The organism is Xanthomonas hydrangeae (assembly GCF_032697525.1).
In the GTDB taxonomy this organism is placed as follows: domain Bacteria; phylum Pseudomonadota; class Gammaproteobacteria; order Xanthomonadales; family Xanthomonadaceae; genus Xanthomonas; species Xanthomonas hydrangeae.
Window position 1 is genome coordinate 3,670,618 of sequence record NZ_CP103836.1, and the last position, 24,887, is coordinate 3,695,504.

The 24,887-nt window shown below is 64.2% G+C and carries 17 protein-coding genes; 13 read left to right on the forward strand and 4 right to left on the reverse strand.

Going from position 1 to position 24,887, the window contains the following annotated elements:
• Positions 1-837: 837 nt before the first annotated feature.
• The 8 genes from NYR97_RS15665 to NYR97_RS15700 all read left to right on the forward strand — a co-directional run bounded on the left by NYR97_RS15665 (position 838) and on the right by NYR97_RS15700 (position 10,110).
• Positions 838-1,368, forward strand: coding sequence for a VOC family protein (locus tag NYR97_RS15665; RefSeq protein ID WP_316694446.1), 531 nt, complete (start codon positions 838-840; stop codon positions 1,366-1,368).
• A gap of 70 nt (positions 1,369-1,438) precedes the next feature.
• Positions 1,439-2,542 carry a tryptophan 2,3-dioxygenase family protein gene (locus NYR97_RS15670; protein WP_316694448.1) on the forward strand — a complete coding sequence of 368 codons (1,104 nt, stop codon included), beginning with the start codon at positions 1,439-1,441 and terminating at the stop codon, positions 2,540-2,542.
• A 40-nt stretch (positions 2,543-2,582) separates the two neighbouring features.
• The gene (locus tag NYR97_RS15675) at positions 2,583-4,139 is read left to right on the forward strand and encodes an NAD(P)/FAD-dependent oxidoreductase (RefSeq protein WP_316694451.1); all 1,557 of its coding nucleotides are present in this window, start codon (positions 2,583-2,585) and stop codon (positions 4,137-4,139) included.
• 35 nt (positions 4,140-4,174) lie between these two features.
• Positions 4,175-5,422: an aminotransferase class V-fold PLP-dependent enzyme gene (locus NYR97_RS15680; protein ID WP_316698283.1), complete on the forward strand. Its 1,248-nt coding sequence runs from the start codon at positions 4,175-4,177 to the stop codon at positions 5,420-5,422.
• Positions 5,419-6,210, forward strand: a complete 792-nt coding sequence (locus NYR97_RS15685; protein WP_316694453.1) for an SDR family oxidoreductase — start codon at positions 5,419-5,421, stop codon at positions 6,208-6,210. The genes NYR97_RS15680 and NYR97_RS15685 overlap by 4 nt, the downstream gene beginning before the upstream one ends.
• Before the next feature lie 80 nt (positions 6,211-6,290).
• On the forward strand, positions 6,291-7,346 hold the full coding sequence (locus tag NYR97_RS15690) for an aminotransferase class I/II-fold pyridoxal phosphate-dependent enzyme (RefSeq protein ID WP_316694455.1): 1,056 nt from the start codon (positions 6,291-6,293) through the stop codon (positions 7,344-7,346).
• Between the two features lie 318 nt (positions 7,347-7,664).
• Positions 7,665-9,590 carry an alpha-L-fucosidase gene (locus tag NYR97_RS15695; RefSeq protein WP_316698284.1) on the forward strand — a complete coding sequence of 642 codons (1,926 nt, stop codon included), beginning with the start codon at positions 7,665-7,667 and terminating at the stop codon, positions 9,588-9,590.
• A 166-nt stretch (positions 9,591-9,756) separates the two neighbouring features.
• Positions 9,757-10,110: a hypothetical protein gene (locus NYR97_RS15700; protein WP_316698286.1), complete on the forward strand. Its 354-nt coding sequence runs from the start codon at positions 9,757-9,759 to the stop codon at positions 10,108-10,110.
• Positions 10,111-10,301: 191 nt separating this feature from the next.
• Here NYR97_RS15700 and galA read toward each other — a convergent pair whose 3' ends face one another.
• The 4 genes from galA to NYR97_RS15720 form a co-directional block, all read right to left on the reverse strand.
• The gene (galA, locus tag NYR97_RS15705) at positions 10,302-12,869 is read right to left on the reverse strand and encodes a beta-galactosidase GalA (RefSeq protein WP_316694456.1); all 2,568 of its coding nucleotides are present in this window, start codon (positions 12,867-12,869) and stop codon (positions 10,302-10,304) included.
• On the reverse strand, positions 12,866-14,077 hold the full coding sequence (locus tag NYR97_RS15710; RefSeq protein WP_316694458.1) for a glycoside hydrolase family 53 protein: 1,212 nt from the start codon (positions 14,075-14,077) through the stop codon (positions 12,866-12,868). The genes galA and NYR97_RS15710 overlap by 4 nt, the downstream gene beginning before the upstream one ends.
• Before the next feature lie 160 nt (positions 14,078-14,237).
• Complete coding sequence (locus NYR97_RS15715; RefSeq protein WP_316694460.1) at positions 14,238-16,931, reverse strand: TonB-dependent receptor; 2,694 nt, start codon at positions 16,929-16,931, stop codon at positions 14,238-14,240.
• Between the two features lie 369 nt (positions 16,932-17,300).
• The gene (locus tag NYR97_RS15720) at positions 17,301-18,686 is read right to left on the reverse strand and encodes a helix-turn-helix domain-containing protein (RefSeq protein WP_176340654.1); all 1,386 of its coding nucleotides are present in this window, start codon (positions 18,684-18,686) and stop codon (positions 17,301-17,303) included.
• 124 nt (positions 18,687-18,810) lie between these two features.
• Here NYR97_RS15720 and NYR97_RS15725 point away from each other — a divergent pair, with 124 nt between their 5' ends.
• From NYR97_RS15725 to mmsB, 5 genes are all read left to right on the forward strand, one after another.
• Positions 18,811-20,316, forward strand: coding sequence for a CoA-acylating methylmalonate-semialdehyde dehydrogenase (locus NYR97_RS15725; RefSeq protein ID WP_316694463.1), 1,506 nt, complete (start codon positions 18,811-18,813; stop codon positions 20,314-20,316).
• A gap of 10 nt (positions 20,317-20,326) precedes the next feature.
• Positions 20,327-21,508, forward strand: a complete 1,182-nt coding sequence (locus NYR97_RS15730; RefSeq protein ID WP_316694465.1) for an acyl-CoA dehydrogenase family protein — start codon at positions 20,327-20,329, stop codon at positions 21,506-21,508.
• Entirely contained in the window at positions 21,505-22,302 is a 798-nt protein-coding gene (locus NYR97_RS15735; protein ID WP_316694467.1) for an enoyl-CoA hydratase, read from the forward strand. Before NYR97_RS15730 ends, NYR97_RS15735 begins: the two co-directional genes overlap by 4 nt.
• Complete coding sequence (locus tag NYR97_RS15740; RefSeq protein ID WP_316694469.1) at positions 22,287-23,489, forward strand: enoyl-CoA hydratase/isomerase family protein; 1,203 nt, start codon at positions 22,287-22,289, stop codon at positions 23,487-23,489. Before NYR97_RS15735 ends, NYR97_RS15740 begins: the two co-directional genes overlap by 16 nt.
• Before the next feature lie 156 nt (positions 23,490-23,645).
• Positions 23,646-24,548, forward strand: a complete 903-nt coding sequence (mmsB, locus tag NYR97_RS15745; protein WP_316698288.1) for a 3-hydroxyisobutyrate dehydrogenase — start codon at positions 23,646-23,648, stop codon at positions 24,546-24,548.
• Positions 24,549-24,887: the final 339 nt, after the last annotated feature.

Genomic DNA, 24,887 nt, shown 5'->3' on the forward strand with positions numbered 1-24,887 from the left:
GTGGAGGATGCAAGTTTAAGCCAACATGGCAAAAAACCTCAGATCGTCGGCCGGAGGCTGATCACAGCAGGTTGCACGTGCGAGTCGACGCGCTGATTGGGGCGCTGCTGGAAGCAGCCATTGCTTGCGCTGGACTGCATGCCGCGACGATGAACGGTTGAACTAGCGTGAGGATTCGGAGCGTCTGACACGTCCATTGCGCTCACCGTCAGACACGTGCGGCCGGTGCGCGGTGTGGCATCCATAGCGCCGTGCGTCGCGGCTCCTGGCGCGCGCCGTGCATCCCCATCTGAGAACCGCTCTCCACGGCTTCTGCGGTCACTCTTGGACCAAAGTAGGTGCTTGTGTAGTCGAGTATCTGTTTCCGCTAATACCTGGTACGCAATAAGGATTATTGCGTTCACCGAAGAGGTGCGAGCGCAAAAAAAACCTGTGTTGTCTTTCGTGATGTCAGTCGCTTGCGCATTGCGAGCTCATCCGCAAATAGTGGGGGATTCGCTTGTTTTTCGTAAACGCGATTTATGGATGTGTAGAATGCATGATGGATCGATCATAAAAACCTCTTGGAGATTTTTTTTGATTTTGCTGACAGTGGGATCAAGGACGCTTTGCTGAATTGGTTTGGCGGAAGATTATTCAGGTTGTTGTCGATCAACGTATCGAAAATATTTAGGATGGAATTTTTTGTCTGTCGTAAAAAAATATAAATCCATGCCTCGGTGGTACGCGGCGCTCACTGCAGGCCAGTGCTGCGAGGTGGTTTATTCGAAGCTGGTAATGCAGAAAATGCAGGGGTGAGTTGATCTTGGACATTTCGAATCATTCAGGCGAGGTCTTATGCTGAGCAAGCTTCATCACGTGGGGTATCGCTGCCGGGACGCTGCAGAAACCGTGGATTTCTACGTCCAGGCAATTGGCTTGAAGTTTGCTGCCGCGTTGATCGACCACGTGCCATCCACCGGGCTCAGGGCGACCAATAACAACGTTTTTTTCGAGATGGAGGACGGAAGTTATATCTGTTTTTTCGAGGTGCTCGGAAGCGAACAACCGCTGGTGCCGGTGCCGGACGACTGGGCGCAGCACCTGGCGCTTGAGGTGCGCGATCAGACCCGGGCCGAAGAAATCACTGCACGCTTGCAAGCGCGCGGTGTCGCGGTCGAAGGCCCGGTGATTCATGACGTGGCAGCAGGTGGAATCCATGCAGAGCTGGCACGTTCCTGGTATTTCCGTGACCCGAACGGGCACCGCATGGAATTGATCGTTAAACCCGAGGTGGCCCAGACCGCAATCTGGAACGAGCTGGAGAAAGCCGCTGATGCCGCTCTCGCCGACTGGGAAGCGTTGAAAAAAGCCTCTGCCGCCGCCTAGGTGCTGTCTCGCGCTGGCGGCCTGATCGATGTGACTGTCACAGCAGCGATAAATCCACCGAGGAAAGCGATTGAAGGCGATCAATTACTGGGATTACATCAAGGTCGAGCAGTTGCTTGCCTTGCAAGGCGGTTTTGATAACGACGAACGTGGCATCAATAACGACGAGGCGCTGTTTATCAGCGTACACCAGATCTATGAGCTATGGTTCAAGTTGATTCTGCGTGAGCTGAGCTCGTCGCGGAATATTCTGGCGGCGCATTCGAGCAATAGCCCGGAGATTGTGCTGGCTGTGCGCTCGCTCAAACGCACTATTTCGGTATTCGGTCAAGCCAATCAGCATTTTCAGCTGATGGAGACGATGACCGCGCGGGATTTCCTGGAATTCCGTGAGCGACTGGCTCCGGCAAGCGGTTTCCAGTCGGCCCAATTGCGTGAAATCGAGATCCTGTTGGGCCTGGAGGACACGCAGCGCATTTCGATCGGCAACGGGTGCTCGTACCGGGATGCACTCACATTGCCAGGTGGCGCGCCGTCATGGTCGGCGCAACGAGTCGAAGCACGCGCGGCCGATGGGCCAAGCTTCAAGCTTTGCCTGTATGGCTGGCTGTCACGCCTGCCCATTGACGGCTCGAATACGCCAGCGGATATCACGCGGTTTCTTGAGGCGTACCTGGCCTCGATGCGTGCGGAGAACGATCGCCGACTCAAACTGGCAAACGGTGGCCTGGCTGCGGCTGAGATCGAGCAGTTGAGGGCGCGCTACGCGGCAGAAGACGCTGGCGCACGGGCATTTCTATTGGCCGAAGACGATCCGCAGGCCAGCGATGCGGAGCGTGAAGCGCAGCGTGCGGTACGTGCGGCGATGCTCTTTATCGAGAGCTACCGCGAGTTGCCGCAGCTTGCCTGGCCGCATGCGTTGCTCGAAAGCGTGCTTGAGCTGGAGCAGGCCATGCTGATCTGGCGGCAACGGCATGCCCGCATGGTGGAGCGTTTTATCGGGCGGCGGGTTGGAACCGGCGGTTCCAGCGGCGTGGATTATCTGGATCAGACCGCGCGCTACCGTATTTTCACCGAGCTGTGGACAGTGCGTTCCTTGTTGCTGCGCAAGGCTGCCGTGCCCCAGATCCAATCGAGTGCGGGCTACGGATTCGTGATGGAGGGCGTTGCTTGATGGATGTTTCTTCGAATGTGACCGCGCTGGTGGACAACACTTGCGCGCCCTTGCCGCAACGTCCTCAAACGCGCTCAGCCAAACAGAAAACGCAAGGTGCCATACGAATTGGCGCACACGCCGCGCGCTCGGCGGTGTCTCCATGAGCGCGCTACCCATCGCGGTACTTGGCGGCAGCGTGGCCGGCCTGATGACGGCGCTCTCGATTGCGCGTACCGGAGCGCAAGTTGAGCTTGTCGAACGGGATGCGTTGACTGCGCAGCGGTCCGAACCGGCGAGCGGGAACGACGGCGTCGAACGTTGGTGGCGAAAGGGAGCGCCGCAGGCGCGGCATACCCACGCACTCGCTGCACTTGGGCGGCGCACGTTGCGAGAACGCGCACCAGACGTGTGGCAGGCATTGATCGATGCGGGCGCCATCGAGATGCCTTTCGGAGCACAGCTGCAAAGCGCCATTGCGGTGCCACGTTGCGCTGACCCGGAGTTGTCTGGATTGTCGGTACGGCGTTCGCTGGTGGAGGACGTACTCAAGCCGATCGTGTTGGCCGAGCGCACTATTCGTGTGCGTGACCAGACCAGCGTGACCGGTTTGCTAATGCGTTCTGCCGACATCCCGGTCGTGGAGGGCGTGACCACCTCGCAAGGCGATCTGCGTGCGGCGTTGACCATCGATGCGCTGGGTCGCGGGTCGTCGTTCGCAAAGTGGCTGCAGGCAGCCGGTGTGCATCCGCCCGAGGAAACGGTGGAAGGCTGCGGTCTGGCGTACTTCACCCGCTGGTATCGCATTGTGCAGCGGCCGAGCGTGCGGCTCGATGCAGGCTTTTCGGCCGGTGGCTACGCGCTATCGAGTGGTTGCATCGTCTGCCCTGCCGACAACGGCTACGCGTCGATCACCCTGATGGTGCCTCAGGCCGACAAGGCCCTGCATGCGTTCACCGAGCCGGCCGCGTTCACCGCTGCGGCGCGGTCGCATGTAGGCATCGCGCCATGGCTTGCGCCCGGTGTCATGGATGCGCTGTCGGGTGTGCTGCGCTGGCCGCTCTGCGAAAACCGCTATCGCCCCATGCTCGTTGAAGGACGCCCGCGCGTGTTGGGTGCGATTGCGGTCGGCGATGCGCTGTGCATCACCAACCCGACCTATACGCGCGGCATGTCGCTGGCGATGCGGTATGCGTTTGCCATCGCCGATCTGCTGCAGCGCGATGGTCTGGAAGATGCGCATCGGTTTGCGGTGGAGGCAGACGCCCTGGCGCAGGATCTGGTGCGTCCGTGGCATGACGATAGCGCGGCGCAGGACCGCGTGCGCACGGCGCTCTGGGCGGGCGAGCCGGTTCCACCCACGCAGTCGGATGCGATCAGCTTGCAGCAGATCGCGATGGCATCGCGCCACGATGAGGTTGTCTGGCAGGCGCTGGCGCGGCGTTCGGGAATGCTGGATGCGCCTGAGGCCATCTTTCGCCAAACCGAGGTGTTGGAGCGTGTGCGTTCCATCCTTGAGCGAGTGCAGCCGTCGCTGCCGGCCGGTCCATCCAGAGGCGATCTTCTGCGTGTGCTCCAGCAACACCGCAGCGTTGATTTTGCGCATCCACTTGCGTGATGCCCTTGCCGGTCATGGAGTCCGCCATGCAGTCCATGTGGGAGTTGGATGTCAGTCCGACACGTTTCAAAGCGGATTTTTCGCTCGACCCGGGCGTGGCATGTCTCAACCACGGCATGCTTGGCGCCTGCCCGATTGCAGTGCAACAGCGGCAGAGTACCTTGCGTGCACAACTGGAGCGGCAACCCGCTGCGTTCGTGCTCCGCGCGTTACCCGCTCTGCTCGATACCGCGCGGAATTGCTTGGCCGGGGTGATCGGTGGCGACCCGCAAGATCTGCTGCTGTTGCCCAATGTCACCACCGCCATGAGTGCGGTGCTGCGCTCACGCATATTCGCACCGGGCGACCAGATTCTGACCACCGACCACGCCTATCTTTCCTGCAGCAATCTGCTGGATTTCGTTGCGCGCAGTACCGGCGCCAACGTGGTGGTCGCGCCTGTCAAGGTGCCTGTGCAACATCCCGATGCGATCGTCGATGCCGTACTCGAGCGGGTCACAGCGCGCACCCGCCTGGCGGTGCTCGACCATGTCACCAGCCCGACCGCGATCGTGTTCCCGATCGCACGCCTGGTCGAGCGCCTTGCAACGCTCGGCATCGACACGCTGGTGGATGGCGCGCATGCCCCGGGCATGTTGCCGCTCGACGTTGCGGCCATCGGTGCGGCGTATTACGCCGGGGATTGCCACAAGTGGCTGTGCACGCCGCGCGGCGCGGGTTTTCTGCATGTGCGCCGCGATCGCCAGGACGGGTTGCATCCGCCGGTGATCAGCCGCGGGTATGGCGATGCAACGCCGGGCCGGCCGCGATTGCATCTGGAATTCGATTGGCTGGGCACGGCCGATCCGACTGCCTTGCTCTGCATTCCCGCTGCGATCGAATTTCTGGCCGGGCTGCTGCCTGGTGGGTTGCCCGCCGTGTACGCACGCAACCATGCACTGGTGACGCAGGCCGCTGCGCGGTTGGCACAGGCCTTGCCGCTCGCGCGCCTGGCACCGGATGCGATGGTGGGCAGCATGGTGGCATTCCAGCTGCCGGAGGCCGCGAGCGATGCGCCCGACGCCGCCGCGGCGGCGTTGCAACGTTGGCTTTACGACGCACATCGCATCGATGTGGCGGTGACGCCCTGGCCGCATCCAACCAGCCGCACCTTGCGCATTTCGGCGCAGGTGTACAACGCAGCGGAGGATTTCATGCGGCTGGATGCGCCACTTGCGCAGTGCTTCGCGCCCGATGACAGGCAGTTCAACGATCAACGCCGCACTACTGAGGTCATGCGATGAAACAGCCGGGCTTCGACGACAAGCATGTGTTGATCACCGGCGGCGCCGGTGGCATCGGCAGCGAGCTGATACGCGTGTTCGCAGATGCATCCTGCCGGGTGACATTCACTCACCGCCCAGGCGAAGACAGCCGGCGCCGCGCACTCGATCTGGTCGCGGCGTTTGGTGACGATCGTGTCCAAGCACACGCATTGGATGTCGGCGATCGGCAGAGCCACGCCGATTTCATGCAAGCGTTGACGATGCCGGTGGATATCGTGATCCACAACGCCGGCGTGGGCACCAAGACCGTGGAGCGTGCGGCTGCCACGTACAAGGAGCAGGACGAGGCGTTTTTTCGCGTCAACACCATCGGGCCGTTGTGGTTGAGCGAAGATCTGATTCCCGGCATGCAAGCGCGCGGGCGCGGCAAGATCCTGTTCATGAGTTCGGTGGATGGGGGTATCACCCACTTTCCGCGTTTCCGTGCCGCCGATGGCATGAGCAAGGCCGCCGTCGCATTTTTGGGCCGGCAACTTGCTGCAACGCTTGCCTGCACCGGGATCGACGTGTTCACCGTATGCCCGGGCGCCACCGATACGCCGATGTTCCAGGCCAGTACCTTGAATGCGCTGTCGCCGCAGCAGCGACAGGAACTGGAGGCGTCGCTGCCCGGTGGCCGCCTGATCGAGCCGCGCGAGATCGCCGATCTCTGCTTTTACCTTTGTCGCGATGAAGCGCGCATCTTGCGCGGCGCTGTCATCGACGCATCGCTTGGCTTGGGCGTATGCCCAGCCGTCATGGGATAAGGACGCTAGGTATGCCTGTACCGTCGAATCGTTTTTGGGAGCAGTGGCTCACCGCGCATCGTGCCAAACCCGAGGCGTGCGTGACGTATTCCCTATCGCCTTCACCACCCTTGCAGCAGTTCCTGTCGCAACTCGATCCTGCACTGTCGCTGGACTGGTCGGGCGAGGATTACCAGGGCCTGCCGAGCCTGCGCGAGCGGGTACTGGATCAATATGGCTATCGCCCCAGCTGCGGCGTGGACGATGTGCTGATCACCGCCGGTGCGCAGGAAGCCAATTACCTGGCGTTGACGCAGTTGTTGAGCGCGGGCGATGAATTGGTCATCGATGCGCCGGGTTGGCAACAGCCGCTGGTGCTTGCCGAGCAGATCGGTGCGATTCCCAGGCGCGTGGCACGCACGGAAGCATCCGGGTGGGCGTTGGACATCGCGCAGCTCGAATCGCTGGTGACAGCCAAGACCAAACTCATCTTCCTGTGCAACCCGAACAATCCCACCGGACGCGTGGAAGATGCGCAGACACTGCAACGCATCATCGCCGCGGCAGATCGGGTCGGCGCGTACATCGTCTCTGACGAGGTGTATCGGGGATTGGAGTGGACCGAGCAGGAGACTCCGCGCATCGCGACGCTATACGCGCGTGGCATCAGCACCGGTAGCGTGTCAAAGCTGCTGGGTTTGCAGGGCTTACGTACTGGCTGGATGGTGACGCGCGACCGCGCAATATTGAACGCCGCGATGGTGCTGCGCGAGAACACCAGCGAGATCATGAACGTGCTGGGCGAGCGTGTGGCAGAGGTCGCGCTGCGACCGGAGCATTTCGATGCGGCGGTGGCGCATTCGCGCACGGTCGGGCGCGAACGGATTGCATTGCTGGATCGTTTCGTCGACGAACAGCCCGCGCTGACATGGACACCGCCGCAAGCCGGGCTGCTCGGGCTTGCACGATTGCAGTTGTCGATCAGCGCCGATGATTTCAGCAAACAGCTGCTGGCGTCGCCGTACAACACGTTCGTGATGTCGGGTGGTGCGTATGCGTGCCCGCAGCATCTGCGCCTGGGAGCCGGCGGGGTATCGTTGCCTGAGCTGCAGTTGGGGCTCGCACGCATGGCGCAGCTGTTGGCCGTTGTTGAGTAAAGCCGACGGTCGTTTAGGGGAGCTCTGAACAACCCGCCAGGATCCTTTGCGCCGGAACAGGAACAGGAATCGGAACCGAAATCGGGGCCGGTCCGGACGCTGCCTGCGATGCCATGCGCGCGCTCCAGGTATCGCGGGGTCGGGCAATCAGCCGTCAAGCCACGAACGCTCGCCGCTTGCTTCGCACGCTCTTCAACGCCAGCCGCACAGGGGCCTGCCCGTGCGCAGGGCCTTGCACAACCGTCTGTTGCTATGGGGCAGGACTCTTTCGCCCTTGAAAAAGCTAAGATCGAGACTTGTGCAACGTCGGAGGCGCTAATGATTGATCGTCGTACCTTTCTTGCCACGGGTGTGGTTGCCGCCGCCAGCTTCAGTGCTTCGGCAGCGCGCATCGCGCAAACGCCACGCGCCAGCGGCCCGGCGCCGTGGGGTGCGGTGCCCAGCACGCGACAGCTGCGCTGGCATCGGTGGGAGCAATACGCCTTCGTGCATTTTGCGATGAACACCTTCACCGACAAGGAATGGGGCTACGGCGACGAGGATCCGCGCAAATTCGATCCCAGCGATTTTTCAGCCGATCAAATCGTCGCTGCCGCCAAGGCCGGCAATCTGAAAGGGCTCATTTTCACGGCCAAGCATCACGATGGGTTCTGCCTCTGGCCCACACGCTTGACCGAGCATTGCATCCGGAACTCGCCCTACAAGAACGGCAAGGGCGACATCGTTGGCGAAATGGCAGCGGCGTGTCGACGCGCCGGCCTGGCGTTCGGCATCTACCTCTCGCCCTGGGATCGCAACCATGCCGAGTATGGCCGCCCCGGCTATCTCGACTATTTCCGCAAGCAGATCGTCGAACTCTGCACCGGCTATGGCGACCTGTTCGAGTTCTGGTTCGACGGCGCCAATGGCGGCGACGGCTACTACGGTGGCGCGCGCGAATCGCGCAAGATCGATGCGCCCGCGTACTACAACTGGCCTCGGATGATCGAGCTGGTGCACCGGCACCAGCCGATGGCCTGCACCTTCGACCCGCTCGGCGCCGATATCCGCTGGGGTGGCAACGAAGACGGTGTTGCCGGCGATCCATCCTGGCCGACCATGCCCAATGCCCCGTATACCCAGGAAAACGGCAATTCCGGCGTGCGCGGGGCGGCGCTGTGGTGGCCGGCCGAAACCAACACGTCGATCCGACCGGGCTGGTTCTACCATGCCGATGAAGACGGCAAGGTGCGCAGCCCGGAGAACCTGGTGCGTTATTTCGACACCTCCGTCGCGCGCGGCACCAACATGAACCTCAATCTTCCGCCCGACCGACGCGGCCGCATCCCCGACCACGACGTGGCGGTGCTGCAGAGTTTCGGCGACGCGATTCGCGCCAGCTTCGCCATCGATCTGGCCAAGGGTGCCAAGGCCAGTGCCAGCGCATCGCGTGGCCCCGGGTTCGAGCCGTCGCGCGTCCTCGACCGCCAGCCGGACAGCTACTGGTCCTCGCCGGACGAGGTCACCACGCCGACGCTGACGCTGGAGCTGTCTTCGGTGCACAGCTTCGACCTGATCCGGCTGCGCGAATATCTGCCGCTGGGCGTGCGCGTCACTCGCTTCGCGGTTGAAGCCGAGGTCGATGGACAATGGCGTCGGCTGGCTGAAGCGCAGTGCATTGGCGCACAGCGCATCGTGCGGCTGGATCGGCCGGTCGCCGCGCGCCGGGTGCGCCTGGTGGTGCTTGAAGCGCCGGTGTGCCCGGCGATCAGCGAATTCGCCCTGTTCCGCGCCGTTGCGCCAGTGCCGGTCGCGCGGCCCACGGCGAACGCGCCAGACGTGCTGTCCAGCGCAGGTTGGCGCATCGTCGCGGCCAACGCGCCAGGGGCGGACGCGTTGCTCGACGACGACGCCAGTACGATCTGGATCACGCCCGCGCCCACGCCGGGCCATCCCGCGCAGGCGACCATCGACCTCGGAGCGCTGCATCAGGTTGCCGGTTTCAGCCTCACGCCCTCGCGCACGGTGATGAACGGTGCGGCGCCGCCGAAGGGCTATCGCGCCGAAACCAGCGTAGATGGACAGCAGTGGCAGCCGGCTGGCGCTGGCGAACTGTCCAACATCGCCTATGCGCTCTCGACCCAGCGCCTGAATTTTCCCGAGGTCCGCCAGATCCGCTACCTGCGGTTGTCGTTCGCGGAGACGGCGGTGCCCGCCGAGCGGCTGGCGATCGCGGGTATCGGTGCATTCTCGCGCTTGCGATAATGGCTTGCGCTTTCGCGCGGCCATGCGCCGCGCGGAAGCGCATCGCTGCGGCGAGGCAGTTTCGCGGGCTTGAGATGCATCAGGCGGAGCGATGGAGAGAGACATCGCGTCTGCGCATCACGTGGTGAGCTGACTCTTGAACCGTGCTTGCACATCGCCGTTCCGGGTGACGCGCTATGGTGCGCGGCGCATGACGCAAGCGACTTGGTTGGGTATGGATCAGAAACAGCACGAGTGGATGCAGGCGGTGACGGAGGCGCTCAGCGATCTGCTGGCCGCCCGCGTGGCCCAGGCCACGTTGCTGGAAGCGATGATGGTTTCGCATCCGGATCCGGTGATGCTGCGCAAGGCGTGGGACGAGCTGTCGTCCCAGCGCATCGCGTATGTGGCGCAGAAAAAGGCGGTCGCCGCCGATCCGCGGCCGATGGATGCCTACACGCTTGAGCAGTTCCAGGCGTGGGAAGAAAAGCTCAGCCGCTACTTTCCGCGTGCGCCGGATGCAGGGAGCACGGATGCGTGAACCCGCCCGCCAGTGGTCCAGTCGCGCGACCTAGCGGCGATGGGCCGGGCGGGTGTCGCCACTGCCTGTCGCTTGCGCACGCGGGCGCAGGCGCCTGAGTGTGCCGGGAGCCGGTCATGGCTCCCAGTCCTGCGGTCAGTTGGTGCTGACATGGTTCCTGATAATCACTGCAGCCGCTGCTACGGCCTGCGTCAGGCCACCGATGCGCGCGGTTTGGCCTTGTCGGCATCCAGGCGCAGGGTGGCAGCGGCAAGGCCGGGTGCGGTGGCCTGCAAGACGATGCTGCCGGCGCTGCGCGTGCTCTGCAGCAGGGCCGCACACAGTCCATTGAAGGCCTTGCGTTGCGGCGCCTTGTCGTCCTCATGGCTGGCAGGGTCGCCGTTGCCCACGCCGATCAACCGCGCCGGGCCGCGCAATGCGAACTGCACCAGCGTATCGGCGGTGGGAACGACGCGGCCCTGTGCGTCAACGATTTCCACCTTGACCACCGCCACGTCTTCGGCATCGGCGCGCAGTGCCTTGCGATCGCAACTCAAGCGGATCGCAGCCGGCTTGCTGACCGTCTCGCGGCGTTCGGTGAGCACCAGCTTGCTGTCGCGATAGCCGCGCGCTTCGATCACGCCCGGCGCATACGCGACGCGCCATTCCACATGCCCATAGGCCGGCACGTGTTGCAGGCCCTGGCTGACGCCGTTGACCAGCAGTTCCACCGCGTCGAGATTGGTATGGCACCAAACGGCGACGCGGCCCTTGTCATCGGGCTGCAGCAGGCCGTCCCAGTTCCAGTGCGGAAACAGATGCAGCACCGGTTCGCTGGTCCATTGCGCGCGGTAGTACCAGTAGTTGTCCTTGGGAAAACCGCAGCTATCGAGCACGCCGAACTGCGAAGCGACATTCGGCCAACGGTTGTAGGGCGTGGGTTCGCCGCGGTAATCGAAGCCGGTCCAGATAAAGCCGCCAGCGATGTACGGACGTTGTGCGACGTAACTCCACCAGGCTTCGGCAGTGCTCGCCCACCACGGGTGGTCCAGGTCGTAGGCGCGGGTATAGCCGCGTGCGTCGTCGCGCTGGTAGTTGCCGCGCACCGACACGGTACTGCCGGTTTCGCTGCCGTAGATCGGAATATTTGGGTATTGCGCGTGGAAGCCGTCCATCTGGCTGGTGCGGTAGTTGAAGCCGACCACATCGACCACCTGGCCGACGCCATCGCCAAAACCCTTGTCCATGGCGAACGTAGTGGGGCGGGTGGGATCGAGCTGGCGCACGCGTTGCTGCATGCGGCTGACGATGCGTGCGCCGCGCTCGGTGACCTGCTGAGGCTCTTCGTTGCCGAGCGACCACAGGATCACGCTGGGATGATTGCGCCCACGCCGCACCATGGTCTCCAGTTCGCCCATGGCTTCGGGGTCGGTGGACATGCGCCGGGTTTCTTCGATCACGAACATGCCCAGTCGGTCGCATAGCGCGAGCAGTTCTGGCGTGGCCGGATTGTGCGAGCTGCGATACGCGTTGCAGCCCATCGACTTGAGCTGGCGCAGGCGCCATTCGTGCAGGCTGTCGGGGATGGCGGTGCCGACGCCGGCGTGGTCCTGGTGATTGTTGGTGCCGTGCAGCTTGAGTGGTGCGCCGTTCAACAGGAAACCGCGTTGTGCATCGAAGACGGCCGTGCGCACGCCGAACGGCGTGACCAGCGCATCGACCGCCTTGCCGTCGCTGTGCACGCTGGTGGTGAGGCTGTAGAGCTGCGGGGTGTCGATCGACCATAGCGCGGCCTGGCCGAGCGGCACGGTTTGTTCGACAACCTGCACCTGGCCCGGTGCAACCGTGACCGCTGCACTGACCGCTTGTGCGACGACTCGGCCATCCGGTGCAGTGACACGTGCTTGCACGGCGCAGTGTCGCGGGGCAGTGCCGTCGTTACGCACCTCGGTGGATACCTGCGCGGTGGCGTTGTCGCCTTGCACGGTGCTGCGCACGAACACGCCGTCTTGCGGCAGATGCAGCGGGTCGGTTTTTTGCAGCCACAGATGCCGATAGATGCCGGCACCTTCGTAGAACCAGCCTTCGCCCAGCGTGGCATCCACGCGCACGGCGATGAGGTTGGGCTTGCCGTAGTCGAGCACTTCGCTCAGGTCGACCTCGAAGCCGCAATAGCCGCTGGCATTGCGCCCGACGATGTGGCCGTTGCAGAACACGATGCAATCGCGGAACACGCCGTCGAACACCAGACTGATGCGCTTGCCCAGATCGCCTGCGGGAATCTGCAGCGTGCGGCGATACCAACCCACGCTGTGTTCCGGAAAGCTCGTGCCCAGCGGCTTGTAGCCGTGCGCGGCGGCCGGGTCTTCTTCGGTGATCGTGGCCGAGATCGGCTCTTGGCGGAAGGGCAGGGTGACGGCCCAATCGTGCGGCAGATCCAGCAGTTCCCAGCCACTGTCGTCGAAGGCCAGCTGCGCGGCGGTCGCGGTGTCCTTGCCAGCCTTGGCGAAGGTGCGCTGGAAGGTGCCGAACTCGAAGTCGCGCGATGGGTCGCTGGCGTGGCCGAGATGAAAGCGCCAGCCGAAGTCGAATAGCAGGCGTTCGCGTGGTGCCAGCGTTGCATCGCCAAGCGCGCCAAGCGGCATGGCGTTCTTATCTACGGCTGGCGCTGCACCGGCGATGGCGGGCACTAATGCGCCGGCTGCGCCGACGGGGAGAGCGGCGCTCACTCCGCTTGCCAACATGCCGCGCAGCAGCTCGCGGCGATTGATGCCGGTCATGGCTGCGTCCTCTTGCTGGCGTCGGCAGCTCGGTCTTGTTTGGTCCAAGCAGGGTTGCCTGTTGCCGGTTTGCGCGATGCAGGCACGCCCGTATACGGGTGGCGCATGAAATCGATCGCCGGCAACACCTCGTTGTCATGCCTGAAATCGAAGAAGCTGGCGTTTTCCCACGATGAGCCGGTGCCCCAGCGCGTCTTGCAGCTGCTGCTGGTCCATGCCGGTTCCCAATACACCACGCCGGCGCCGCCGGTGTCGATCACCAACTGGGTGAGATCGATCATGTACTTGGACTGGCCTTGAGGCGTGGCTGGGTAGCCGGCAATCAGCGAGTCTTGGCCGAGCAGATTGTGCGAGGTGTCGCCGGACTCCAGCGTCCACGGGTAGGCAGTTTCCACCACCACCACATCGGCGTCGTAGCGGCCGCGCAGGCGCTTGATGGTCTTGCCCAGCTCGACCATCGATTGAGTCGACCATTTGCGGTAGTAGCTGATGCCGATCAGATCGTAGTCGGTGACGCCGGCCTTGGTGGCGGCGGCAAACCACGGTTCCACATTTTCCGGCTGGGCGATATGCAGCATCACCCGTGGCTTGATCGTGGAGCGTGCGCTGATATCGCGCACTGCCTTGATGCCGGCATTGAACAGTTTGGCGTTGCGTTGCCAGTCGATGGGGCGCTTCTTGTCCCAGGGAATGCTGTCCATCAGGTCGGAATTGCTTTCGTTGCCCACTTGCACCAGTTCCGGCATCAGGCCGGCGCGGTCGAGCGCGCTCAGCGTGTCGTAGGTGAAGCCATACAACGTGCGCGCCAGCTCATCGGTATCGGTGATGCTGGCCCAGGCCTTGGGAATCAGCTGTTTTTCGCCATCGGCCCAATCGTCGGAGTAGTGCAGGTCCAGCAAGACCTGCATGCCTTGCGCGCGTGCGCGCGCGATGGTCTTTTTGACGTCGGACAAGTCGCTGTAGCGGGTCCAGCGTGCGTCGTTCCACAGCCGCACACGCACCAGATTGGCACCGTGCGCGTGGAAGAGTTCGAACGGGTCTTTGACCACGCCGTTCTCGCGGTATTGCACACCGCATTCTTCCATCTCGTTGACGTAGGACAGGTCCGCACCGAGATACAACGTGGCGGGGGCCGGGGCGGCGTGTGCGAAGGTGGAGATGGCCAGCGCCAGTAGCGCGGGCGTCCAGAGACGGCGTGTAGAGCGCATGCAATTCCTCGACAGAAAAACGTGGAGCGGGTGACAGCATGCCGCACGCGGCGGTGCTGTCGTGCGGCCTGTGCGTGGAATCGGAACGTCGATAACCGATCCGATTCCACGCACCGGCCGCACCGGTGTCGCGGTCGCGCAGCAGTTGTGTCAGCTGCGCTTAGAACTTGTAGCTGGCTTCCAGCGCATACCGACGGCCGAACACCTGGTAGCCACCGTCGTCCTGATTGGCCAGACGGTTGGGCTTGTTGTCGGTGTAGGCGCGCAGCGGTTCGTTGGTGAGATTGCCGGCCTGGAAGCGGAAGCTGAGCTGCTTGCTGTACTGCCAGTTCAGGCTCAGATCCACCGTGCCTTCGCTCTGCAGACGGGCAAGACGTGCCGCATTCCAGCCGTACACCACGGTGTAGGGGCTGTGGTACTTGTAACCCACACGCGCTTCGAAGCTGCCATTGCTGTACCAAAGATCGAAGGTGCCGGTCTTGCGCGCCAGGCCGCTCAGCGGCAACGGGTTGTCGACCGGCGAGAATTCCTTGAGGTTGGAATCCACCAGCGAGAAGTTGGAATAGACGCCGAAGTTTTCCATGTGCGGGATGAAGTAGAACGGCGTCTGGAAGGTGAGCTCCACTCCATTGATATGCCCGCCGCCGCCATTGAACGGCGCGCTGACCAGGTAATCCAGGCCGTTGATCACTTCGCGGTCGGTGCGGTAGCCGATGCTGGAATCCACTTCCTTGCGGTAGACCGCAATCGCCGCCAGCGCTTCCTTGTGGAAGTACCACTCATACGACACATCGACCTGGGTGGCCTTGAACGGATCCAGCTGCGGGTTGCCGCCGCTGCCGGTGAGCTGGCCGACGGTGACATTGGGGTCGTCCAGGCGGCGGCCGGTGCGCAGTTCGTCCAGCGGCGGGCGCGCGATGACCTTGGCCACCGCAAAGCGCAGGATGCGCTGATCGTCGATCAGGAAGTTGACGGTGGCGCTGGGCAACACGTCGGTGTATTCCTTGCTGTCGGTGCTGGCCTGCACGGTGGTGCCGACCGAATCGAAGCCGTCGCTGGTGGTCTTGGTGTTGACCAGGCGTACGCCGATATTGCCGGTGACATCGGTGCCGAACAGCTGCGAGCTGAACACCGCTTTGGCGAAGGCTTCGCGCACGTCTTCCTTGACGTTCCAGTGGTCGAGCAGCTGCTCGTCGAGCGTGGCCGGATCGAAACCGCCGAAGCCGATCTCGGCGATGGCGTCCATGTTGCCGCCGGTCAGCGTGGGCACGTTCAAGTCCGGCATGGTGACCGGATAGATCAGGCCCTGATACGCCGAAATCGGTTGGTCGTAGCCGGATTGATTGCTGATGAAGCGGCGGTTCTGCTTTTCGCGACGCGCGGCGCGTACGCCGAATTCCAGCGAGGTGAAGGCCGCTGCATCGATCGCCCGGCTGGCGTTGAGCGCGAGTGCGGCGATCTTGTCGCGCAGCGCCTGCGGCTCGGTCTGACCGGCGATGCCCCACTCGGGCGTGTCCGAGCTGGTGCTGATGGTGGGGGTGACGCTGCGGCGGAAATCGAATGAGACAGTGTCCGGATTGCTGCCGAAGCGCACCGCCTGCCAGGTGTTGTCGCGCTTGGCCTGCGAGAACGACAGGTCGCTGCCCAGCGTCCACACATCGCCGCTCCACTTGGCGTTCAAACCACCGGCGGTGAGCGTCTTGACCTCGTTGTAATGGCTGACCACATGGTCGACCTGCAGGTTCGAGTTGGCCAGCGTACCGGCGACCACATCGCCATCGACGATGGTGTAGGACGAACCCGGCGTGGTGTACGGGTTGGCACCGGTGGAGAACGTGCTGAAAGCCAGGCCGTTGAACCAGTTCTGCAACTGGTCTTCGTCGATTTCGATCCGCGAATACAGGCCGTCGAACTTCAACTCGAAGTTGCCCGAGCGCCATTGCACGGTGCCCATCGCGCCGGTGCGGGTCTGGTCGGTCAGCTTGAGCTGGTCGGCCGCGCCGAACGGCGTCGGATCCACGGTGCCGTCGCCATCCACATCGCGCGAGGTGGTGGCATCGGTATAGCCCCAGCTGCCGATCGAGGAGTTGGAGTTCTTCTGCTTCTGATAGGTGGCGCCGAGCGCAACCGCCAGGTTGTCGTTGATCTTGTGCACCCAGCTGGCGCCGAAGCGGTTGCCCCACGGGGTGTAGCCGTCCACGTCCTTGGCGTGGTCGTAGAACACCGGGCCGGCGGTGCCGACAAAGCCCGGGCCGGTGTAGTCCAGCGGGCTGATGGTGGAGATGTCCACCGTTGCGGCAAGGCCACCGGCCACCAGATCCGCCGACTGGGTCTTGTAGACCTTGACGGTGGAGACGATTTCGGTGGGGAACACTTCCCAACGCACCGCGCGATTGGGCTCGGAGGAGGCGATTTCGCGCCCGTTGACGGTGCCCATGGTCATGCGCGGGCCAAGACCGCGCACGGTGGCCAGGCTCTCGTTGCCGCGGTCGCGGGTGCCGTTGACGCCGGGCAGGCGCACCAGCGCTTCGGCCACGGTGACATTGGGCATCTGGCCCATGTTGTCGGCCGAGATCACTTCCATGACGTGATCGGACATCTGCTTGGCCTGCACCGCCTGATTCAGGCTGGCGCGCTGGCCGATCACGGTGATGTTGTCGAGCGTGACCGGTGGCGGCGCAGCGGCGGCGCTGCTGTCGCTGGCCGGCGGTGCGGCAGGCGCAGGCGTGCTGTCCTGTGCGTGCGCACTGAACGCGCTGGCCAGAACGAAGGCGATGGTGGTGCAGAGGACGTCGCGCGCAGGGGTGCGGCGCAGGCGCCGGCTGGCCGAGTGGCCGGTGTGGTGAACGGGCATCGTTTGATCCCTCCCAGGACAAAAGTTACCGAATGGAGATGGTGGCCGCCGGTGCGGCCGTTGCGCAGTGGCGCAGTCGGCGCGTCCTGACGCGGGCATGGCGAAGTGGTGCGGTGCTGCGTTTTTGGAGCTGAGTGTGCGTTTGCGTGACGCTGTCACGATCGTCGATCGCCTTGGCGTCCCCCTGTCCTGCATGTGTCCGCTTCAGGGTAGAAGCGCAAGCCATTCCATTCCAATGAAGCATTTTGCGTGAGCTATCTCGCGTTGGAATGCTGCAGTGCAGCGGTAGCGTCTGCTCCGTCACAGTTGCGGCATGGGTGGCGCTCCTGGAAGCGGAAGGTTGCGTCGGACCCTGCGGACGTCGGTGGCCTAGCGCGCGCTGGCAGGTAACCGCGGCAATGCCGGAAAGGCACGCTGCACGCAGTCGCTGCGTTCGCAGGTCAGGCAACCGGGGCCGATCGGCACCGCATCGTCCACCGCATCCAGGTCCCAGCCGCGCGCATACACCAATTGATCGGCATGGCGCAGGTCGCAGCCCATCGCCAATGCAAAGGTCTTGCGCGGGCGGCCGTAACCGGGCGCGCCACTGCTGACTTGGCGCGCAAGCCAGAAATAGCGCCGGCCATCGGGCATGCGCGCGATCTGGGTCAGGATGCGGTCGGGCTGATTGAAGGCTTCGTAGACGATCCACAGCGGGCAGGCGCCGCCGACATGCGAGAAGTGGAAGTCGGTGGCCGAGTGACGCTTGGACACATTGCCGGCGCGGTCCACCCGCATGAAGAAGATCGGCAACCCGGCCGCACCGCGTCGCTGCAAGGTGCTGAGGCGGTGGCAGACCGCCTCGAAGCCCACATCGAAACGATCGGCCAGCCATTCGATGTCGTAGCGGCAGGTCTGCGCGCTGTGCAGAAATTCGCCATACGGCATCACCAGGGCGCCGGCGAAATAGTTCGACAAACCGATACGCGAGAGTGCAATGCGCTCGGCGTCTTCGAACCCGGCGTCGGCGATGCGTGCCTCCAGCAGCGGCGCACACTCCAGCAATGCCAATTGTGCGGCCATCTGGAAGGCCTGTTGGCCGGGGCGCAGATGCGCAGGCAGCCACAGCACGCGCGCCTGCGCATCCACGCTGCGCTTGTCGCTGAGCAGGTCGGTGGCGTCCTGCACCAACAAGCCGTGGCGATCGGCCAGGCGTTGGCGCAGCCGCAGCGCAAGGTTGTCCGGGGTCAGCCCGAGTTCGGCATACAGCGCCTCCGCGCGCTCATCCAGTTCGGGCAGGTAGTTGTGCGCGCGATTGAAGTAATCGCGTACCTGCTCGCCGGGCGACAGCGACGGCAGTGCGGCGTGGTCGGCACCGATCTGCAGTTCCAGTGCGGCATTGCGCTCGAGCAGATGCCGATGGGCGCGGTGCAGATCCAACAGTGCCTGCGCCACCTGCGGCAGATTGCCGGTGAGCACGCGCAGCTCGGCGGCCGACAGGCTGTGGCCCAGGCTGCGCAGAGATTCGTCCAAGGGTTCCACCAGCGCGGCGGGGTCGTCCAGGTCCAGCAGGCCTTCAAGGTCGCCCAGGGTGGCCTTGAGCCGCTGCTGGATCGCCAGCGTCAACGGGCGCTGGTTGCGCTCGATCTGGTTGAGATAGCTCGGCGACAACGCCAGCCGGCGCGCCAGTTCGGCCTGGGTCAGGCCATGGCGCTGGCGCAGCCGCTGCAGGCGCAGGCCGAGCTGGTGGCGCAGAGGTGGCTGCGTGTGTGGCATTCGCAAGATTCGCAAAATTGTGCCGCCAGCTTAGCGCGATTAAGCAATTGGCGGCTGGGAATGCCGGCGAGGGGTGCGAACAATGCGAAGTATCTGCACCGACCCTTCTGCGAGCGAACTTGCAATGAGCGAATCCGTCCCCCGCGTGTCCCTGTTGATCGATGGCGAATTTGTGGTGTCCGACAGTTCGCACTGGCAGGACGTGGTCAACCCTGCCGACCAGTCGCTGCTGGCGCAGGTGCCGTTCGCCACCACGGCCGAAGTCGACGCCGCAGTGGCCGCCGCCAGCCGTGCCTTTGTCAGCTGGCGCAAGACGCCCATCGGCACCCGCGCGCGCGTCTTCCTCAAGTACCAGCAGCTGATCCGCGAGCACATGCCCGAGCTGGCCGCGTTGCTGAGTGCCGAGCAGGGCAAGACCCTGGCCGATGCCGAAGGCGATGTGTTCCGCGGGCTGGAGGTGGTGGAGCACGCCGCGGCGATCGGCAATCTGCAACTGGGCGAGCTGGCCAACAACGTCGCCAACGGCGTGGACACCTACAGCCTGCTGCAGCCGCTGGGCGTGTGCGCCGGCATCACCCCGTTCAATTTCCCGGCGATGATTCCGCTGTGGATGTTTCCGATGGCGATCGCCACCGGCAACACCTTCGTGCTCAAGCCCTCCGAGCAGGACCCGATGGTGACCATGCGGCTGGTGGAGCTTGCGCTGGACGCCGGCATTCCCCATGGCGTGCTCAACGTGGTGCACGGTGGCGAAGAGGTGGTCAACGCGCTGTGCGACCACCCCGAGATCAAGGCGCTGTCGTTCGTCGGCTCCACCAAGGTGGGCACGCACGTCTATCGCCGCGCATCGCTGGCCGGCAAGCGCGTGCAATGCATGATGGGCGCCAAGAATCATGCCGTGGTGCTGCCGGACGCCAATCAGGAACAGACCCTCAACGCGATGGTTGGTGCCGCCTTTGGTGCCGCCGGCCAGCGTTGCATGGCGGCATCCACGCTGGTGCTGGTGGGCGAGGCGCAGCAATGGATTCCGGCGCTGGTTGCCAAGGCCAGGAGCTTGAAGCTGGGTGCGGGCGATGCGCAGGGCACCGACGTGGGCCCGCTGATTTCCTGCGCCGCACGCGAGCGTGTGGAAGCGCTGATCGCCTCCGGCGTGGAGCAGGGCGCAACGCTGGAACTGGATGGTCGCGCGCCGACCGTACCGGGGTTCGAACAAGGCAATTTCGTCGGCCCGACGATCTTCTCCGGCGTCACGCCTGGCATGCGCATCTATGACGAAGAAATCTTCGGGCCCGTGCTGGTGATCCTGGGCGCAGACACGCTGGACGACGCGATCGCGCTGGTCAACGCCAATCCAAACGGCAACGGCACCGCGTTGTTCACCCAGTCCGGTGCTGCTGCGCGCCGTTTCCAGGAAGACATCGATGTGGGTCAGGTCGGCATCAACGTGCCGATTCCGGTGCCGGTACCGCTGTTTTCGTTCACCGGCTCGCGCGCCTCCAAGCTCGGCGACCTGGGCCCGTACGGCAAGCAGGTGGTGATGTTCTACACCCAGACCAAGACCGTGACCGCGCGCTGGTTCGATGACGACACGTTGGGCCATGGCGTCAACACCACCATCTCTCTCAAGTGATCCGATCGCCATGAATGCAGCCATCCAGCTACACGCCAATACGGCCGATTTGAACGACGAGCAGGAAGCGTTCCGTGCTGCCGCGCGCGACTTCGCCGACAAGGAACTCGCACCGTATGCCGCGCAATGGGACGCAGAGAGCCACTTCCCGCGCGAGGCGATTGCCAAGGCCGCCGAACTCGGTTTCTGCGGCCTGTACACCGACGAAGGTGTGGGCGGCCTGGGCATGCGCCGGCTCGATGCGGCCGTGGTGTTCGAAGAACTCGCCACGGTCGATCCGTCCACCTCGGCCTTCATCAGCATCCACAACATGGCCACCTGGTTGATCGCCAGTTACGGCAACGACACGGTGCGTGCGCAGTGGGGCGAGGCGATGACCAGCGGTGCCAAGCTGGGCTCGTATTGCCTGACCGAGCCGGGTGCCGGCTCGGACGCGGCCTCGCTCAAGACACGCGCCCAGCGCGATGGCGACGCGTATGTGCTCAACGGCAGCAAGGCCTTCATTTCCGGCGCCGGCGCCACCGATGTGCTGGTGGTGATGGCACGCACCGGCGACGATGGCGCGCGCGGCATCAGCGCCTTCGTGGTGCCTGCCGATGCGCCTGGCATCAGCTACGGCCGCAAGGAAGAAAAGATGGGCTGGAACAGCCAGCCCACGCGCGGGGTGACCTTTACCGATGTACGCATCCCGGCCGGCAATCTGCTCGGCGAGGAAGGCGAGGGCTTCAAGATGGCGATGAAGGCGCTGGATGGCGGCCGCATCAACATCGCGGCGTGTTCGCTGGGCGCGGCGCAGGGCGCACTGGATGCGGCGCGTCGCTATATGGGCGAGCGCCGCCAGTTCGGCAAAAAGTTGGCCGATTTCCAGGCGCTGCAATTCAAGCTGGCCGACATGGCCACCCAACTGGTGGCCGCGCGGCAGATGGTGCACACCGCCGCACGCAAGCTCGATGCCGGCAGCCACGATGCCACCGTGTGGTGCGCGATGGCCAAGCGCTTCGCCACCGACGCCGGCTTTGCGATCTGCGACGAAGCGCTGCAGATCCATGGCGGTTACGGCTATATCCGCGAGTACCCGATCGAACGCCTGCTGCGCGACAGCCGTGTGCATCGCATCCTGGAAGGCACCAACGAAGTGATGCGCATGATCATTGCGCGGCACCTGCTCAACGGCGAGGAGGAACTGCGATGAGCGATTGGGAAGGACGCACGCATACCGGCCTGCAGGTCGAGCGCGACGCGCATGTAGCTATCGTCACGTTGAGCAACCCGCCGGCCAACACATGGACTGTGCAGAGTCTGGCTGCCTTGCGCGACCTGGTGCATGCATTGGATGCCGACCGCAGCGTGTATGCGTTGGTGATCACCGGCGAGGGCGAAAAGTTCTTCAGCGCCGGTGCCGACCTCAAGCAGTTTGCCGATGGCGATAAGGCCGCTGCACGCGAGGCCGCGCGTCGCTTCGGCGAAGCGTTCGAGGCCTTGAGCGCCTTCGGTGGCGTGTCGATCGCCGCGATCAACGGCTATGCCATGGGCGGCGGCCTGGAATGCGCGCTGGCCTGCGACCTGCGCATTGCCGAGCAGCAGGCGCATCTGGCGCTGCCGGAAGCCAGCGTCGGTTTGCTGCCGTGCGCGGGTGGCACCCAGAACCTGCCGCGCCTGGTCGGCGAAGGCTGGGCCAAGCGCATGATCCTGCTGGGCGAGCGTATCGATGCCGCCACCGCACAACGGATCGGATTGCTGGAAGAGGTGGTGGGCAAGGGCGAATCGCGCGCGCTGGCAGTTGCGTGGGCGCAGCGTGCCGGCAAGCAGAGCCCGGTGAGCGTGGCGGCCTGTAAACGCCTGGTGCAATCCACCCGCCATGCCACGCACGCTGCGGCCTTGGTTGCCGAGCGCGAAGCCTTTGTCGACCTGTTCGAGCAAGCCGATCAGGCCGAGGGCGTCGCGGCATTCCTCGAGAAGCGCGCGCCGCAGTGGAGCAACGGCTGATGGTGGATGTCAACGCAACTGAAGAGGCACCGGTGCTGTTCGAGCAACGCGATTGCGCGGACGGGCATCGCATCGGCATCGCCACCTTGAATTCGCCCAGGACGCTCAACGGCTTGTCGTTGCAGATGACGCGCCTGCTGGACGCGCAGCTGCGCGTCTGGGCCGACGATACGCAGATCGCCTGTGTGGTGTTGCGTGGTGCCGGCGAGAAAGCGTTCTGCGCGGGCGGCGATCTGCATGGTCTGTACCAGAGCATGCGTGCGCATCGCGATGCGGTGCCGGATGCGCAGGAGCGCATCGCGCAACCGCAAGGCAATGCGCACGCCGCTGCGTTCTTCGAAGAAGAGTATCGGCTCGACCATTGCATCCATACCTATCCCAAGCCGCTGCTGTGTTGGGGCCACGGTATCGTCATGGGCGGCGGCATCGGCCTGATGTCCGGCGCCAGCCATCGCGTGGTCACCGAGCGTTCGCGTCTGGCGATGCCGGAGATCAGCGTCGGCTTGTTTCCCGATGTCGGTGGCAGCTGGTTGTTGCGCCGCGTGCCGCACGGCGCCGGATTGTTCCTGGCATTGACCGGCGCTCCGTTGGATGCCAGCGACGCGATCTACGCGGGGCTGGCGGATGTGCGGCTGGAACACGCGCAATATGCCGCCGTGCTGGATGCTTTGAGCGCGCACGCCTGGACGGGCAATGTGCAGGACGATCGCGGCCAACTCAGCGCGTTTTTGCACGGCATTGCGCAAGCTCTGGAGCCCGGTCCCTTGCAAGTGCATGCGGCCTTGATCGAGCAACTGGTGGCGGGCGACACGCTGGAAGAGGTGGTCGCTACGATCCTGGCACTGCAAAGTGAAGACGCCTGGTTGCAGGCGGCGCGCGCAACGCTCGCAGCTGGCGCGCCCAGTTCCGCGCGACTGGCCTGGGAGCTGCAACGTCATCCGGCTACAAGCACCCTGGCCGACGCCTTCCGCACCGAATGCGTAGCGGCGCTGCGTGTCGCCGCACATGGCGACTTTGTCGAAGGCATCCGCGCGCTGCTGATCGACAAGGACCGCCAGCCGCAATGGCAACCGGCCTCGCTGGAAGAAGCGGATGCGCAGTGGGCTGCTGCATTTTTCCAATCACCCTGGCCCGCCGCAGAGCACCCGCTTGCCGATCTTGCCGTACGTGAAGTCGGTGAACGCTGAGTGGCTGGCAAATGCGGTTGATGGCTAGCGCAACGCGGACGCGGTGGAGGAATCGCAAGCTTCGCATTGGCACCGGCAAGCCTGAAGTTTGCGATGGCCGCCTTGCGATCCAGCCGTCCGTCCATGACCGCACTGACGATTGATGATCGTTCTAACCTGGAAACCGACACCATGAGCAAGATCGCCTTTATCGGCCTGGGCAATATGGGCGGGCCGATGGCTGCCAACCTGATCAAGGCCGGGCACCAGCTGCGCGTCTTCGATCTTGTGCCCGCCGCACTGGACACAGCCGCCGCTGCCGGTGCGCACGCCGCCAGCTCGGCGCACGACACCTTGGCCGATGCCGAGATCGTGATCTCGATGCTGCCGGCGAGCCGCCATGTCGAAGGCCTGTACTTCGGCGAGGCAGGCATTCTGGCGCAGATTGCCGAAAATGCCTTGGTGATCGACTGCAGCACCATCGCGCCGGTCACCGCGCGCAAGGTCGCCGCCGCAGCGCAGGCGCGTGGCTTGGCGATGCTGGACGCGCCGGTGTCTGGCGGTACCGCTGGCGCGGCGGCCGGCACGCTGACCTTCATCGTCGGCGGTGCAGCCGAGACGCTTGAGCGCGCCCGCCCAGTGCTGCAGGCCATGGGCAAGAATATCTTCCACGTTGGCGACAGCGGCGCCGGTCAGGTTGCCAAACTGTGCAACAACATGGCGCTGGGCGTGATCATGGCAGCCACCGGCGAGGCGCTGGCGCTGGGCGTCGCGCAGGGGCTGGATCCGGCGGTGCTGTCGCAGATGATGGCGGTCAGCACCGGGCGCAGCTGGGCCACCGAAGTCTGCAATCCCTGGCCGGGCGTACTGCCCAATGCACCGGCCTCGCGCGGTTACAGCGGCGGTTTCGGCAACGATCTGATGCTCAAGGATCTGGGGCTGGTCACCGAGTCCGCAGTGCAGGCGGGCGTGTCGATCCCGCTCGGCGAGCTGGCGCGCAATCTGTACGCGATGAACAGCCAGGCCGGTAACGGTGCGCTGGATTTTTCCAGCGTGATCAAGCTGGTGGCCAAGGTTTGAGAGTGGCTAACAAAGCTACTATTCCCACCGCCAGGTGGGCGTCGCCGGCGTTGTAACTCGCATCCGTTTTGATAGGTGATCGAACGGGTATGCGTCGGGTGCAGAGCGGATGATTTGCGGCTTGGCTGCGAGGCCCTTGCCCGCCCAGCGTCGCGGGACACGCCGCAAGGCAGAGCGGCTGATCTGTGGATTGGCTGCGAGGCCCTTGCCTGCCCACCATCGCGGGACACGCCGCAAGGCAGAGCGGCTGATCTGTGGATTGGCTGCGGGGCCCTTGCCCGCCCACCATCGCAGGACACGCCGCAAGTACGTTCCTGTAGGCTCTTACGCGGCATCCAT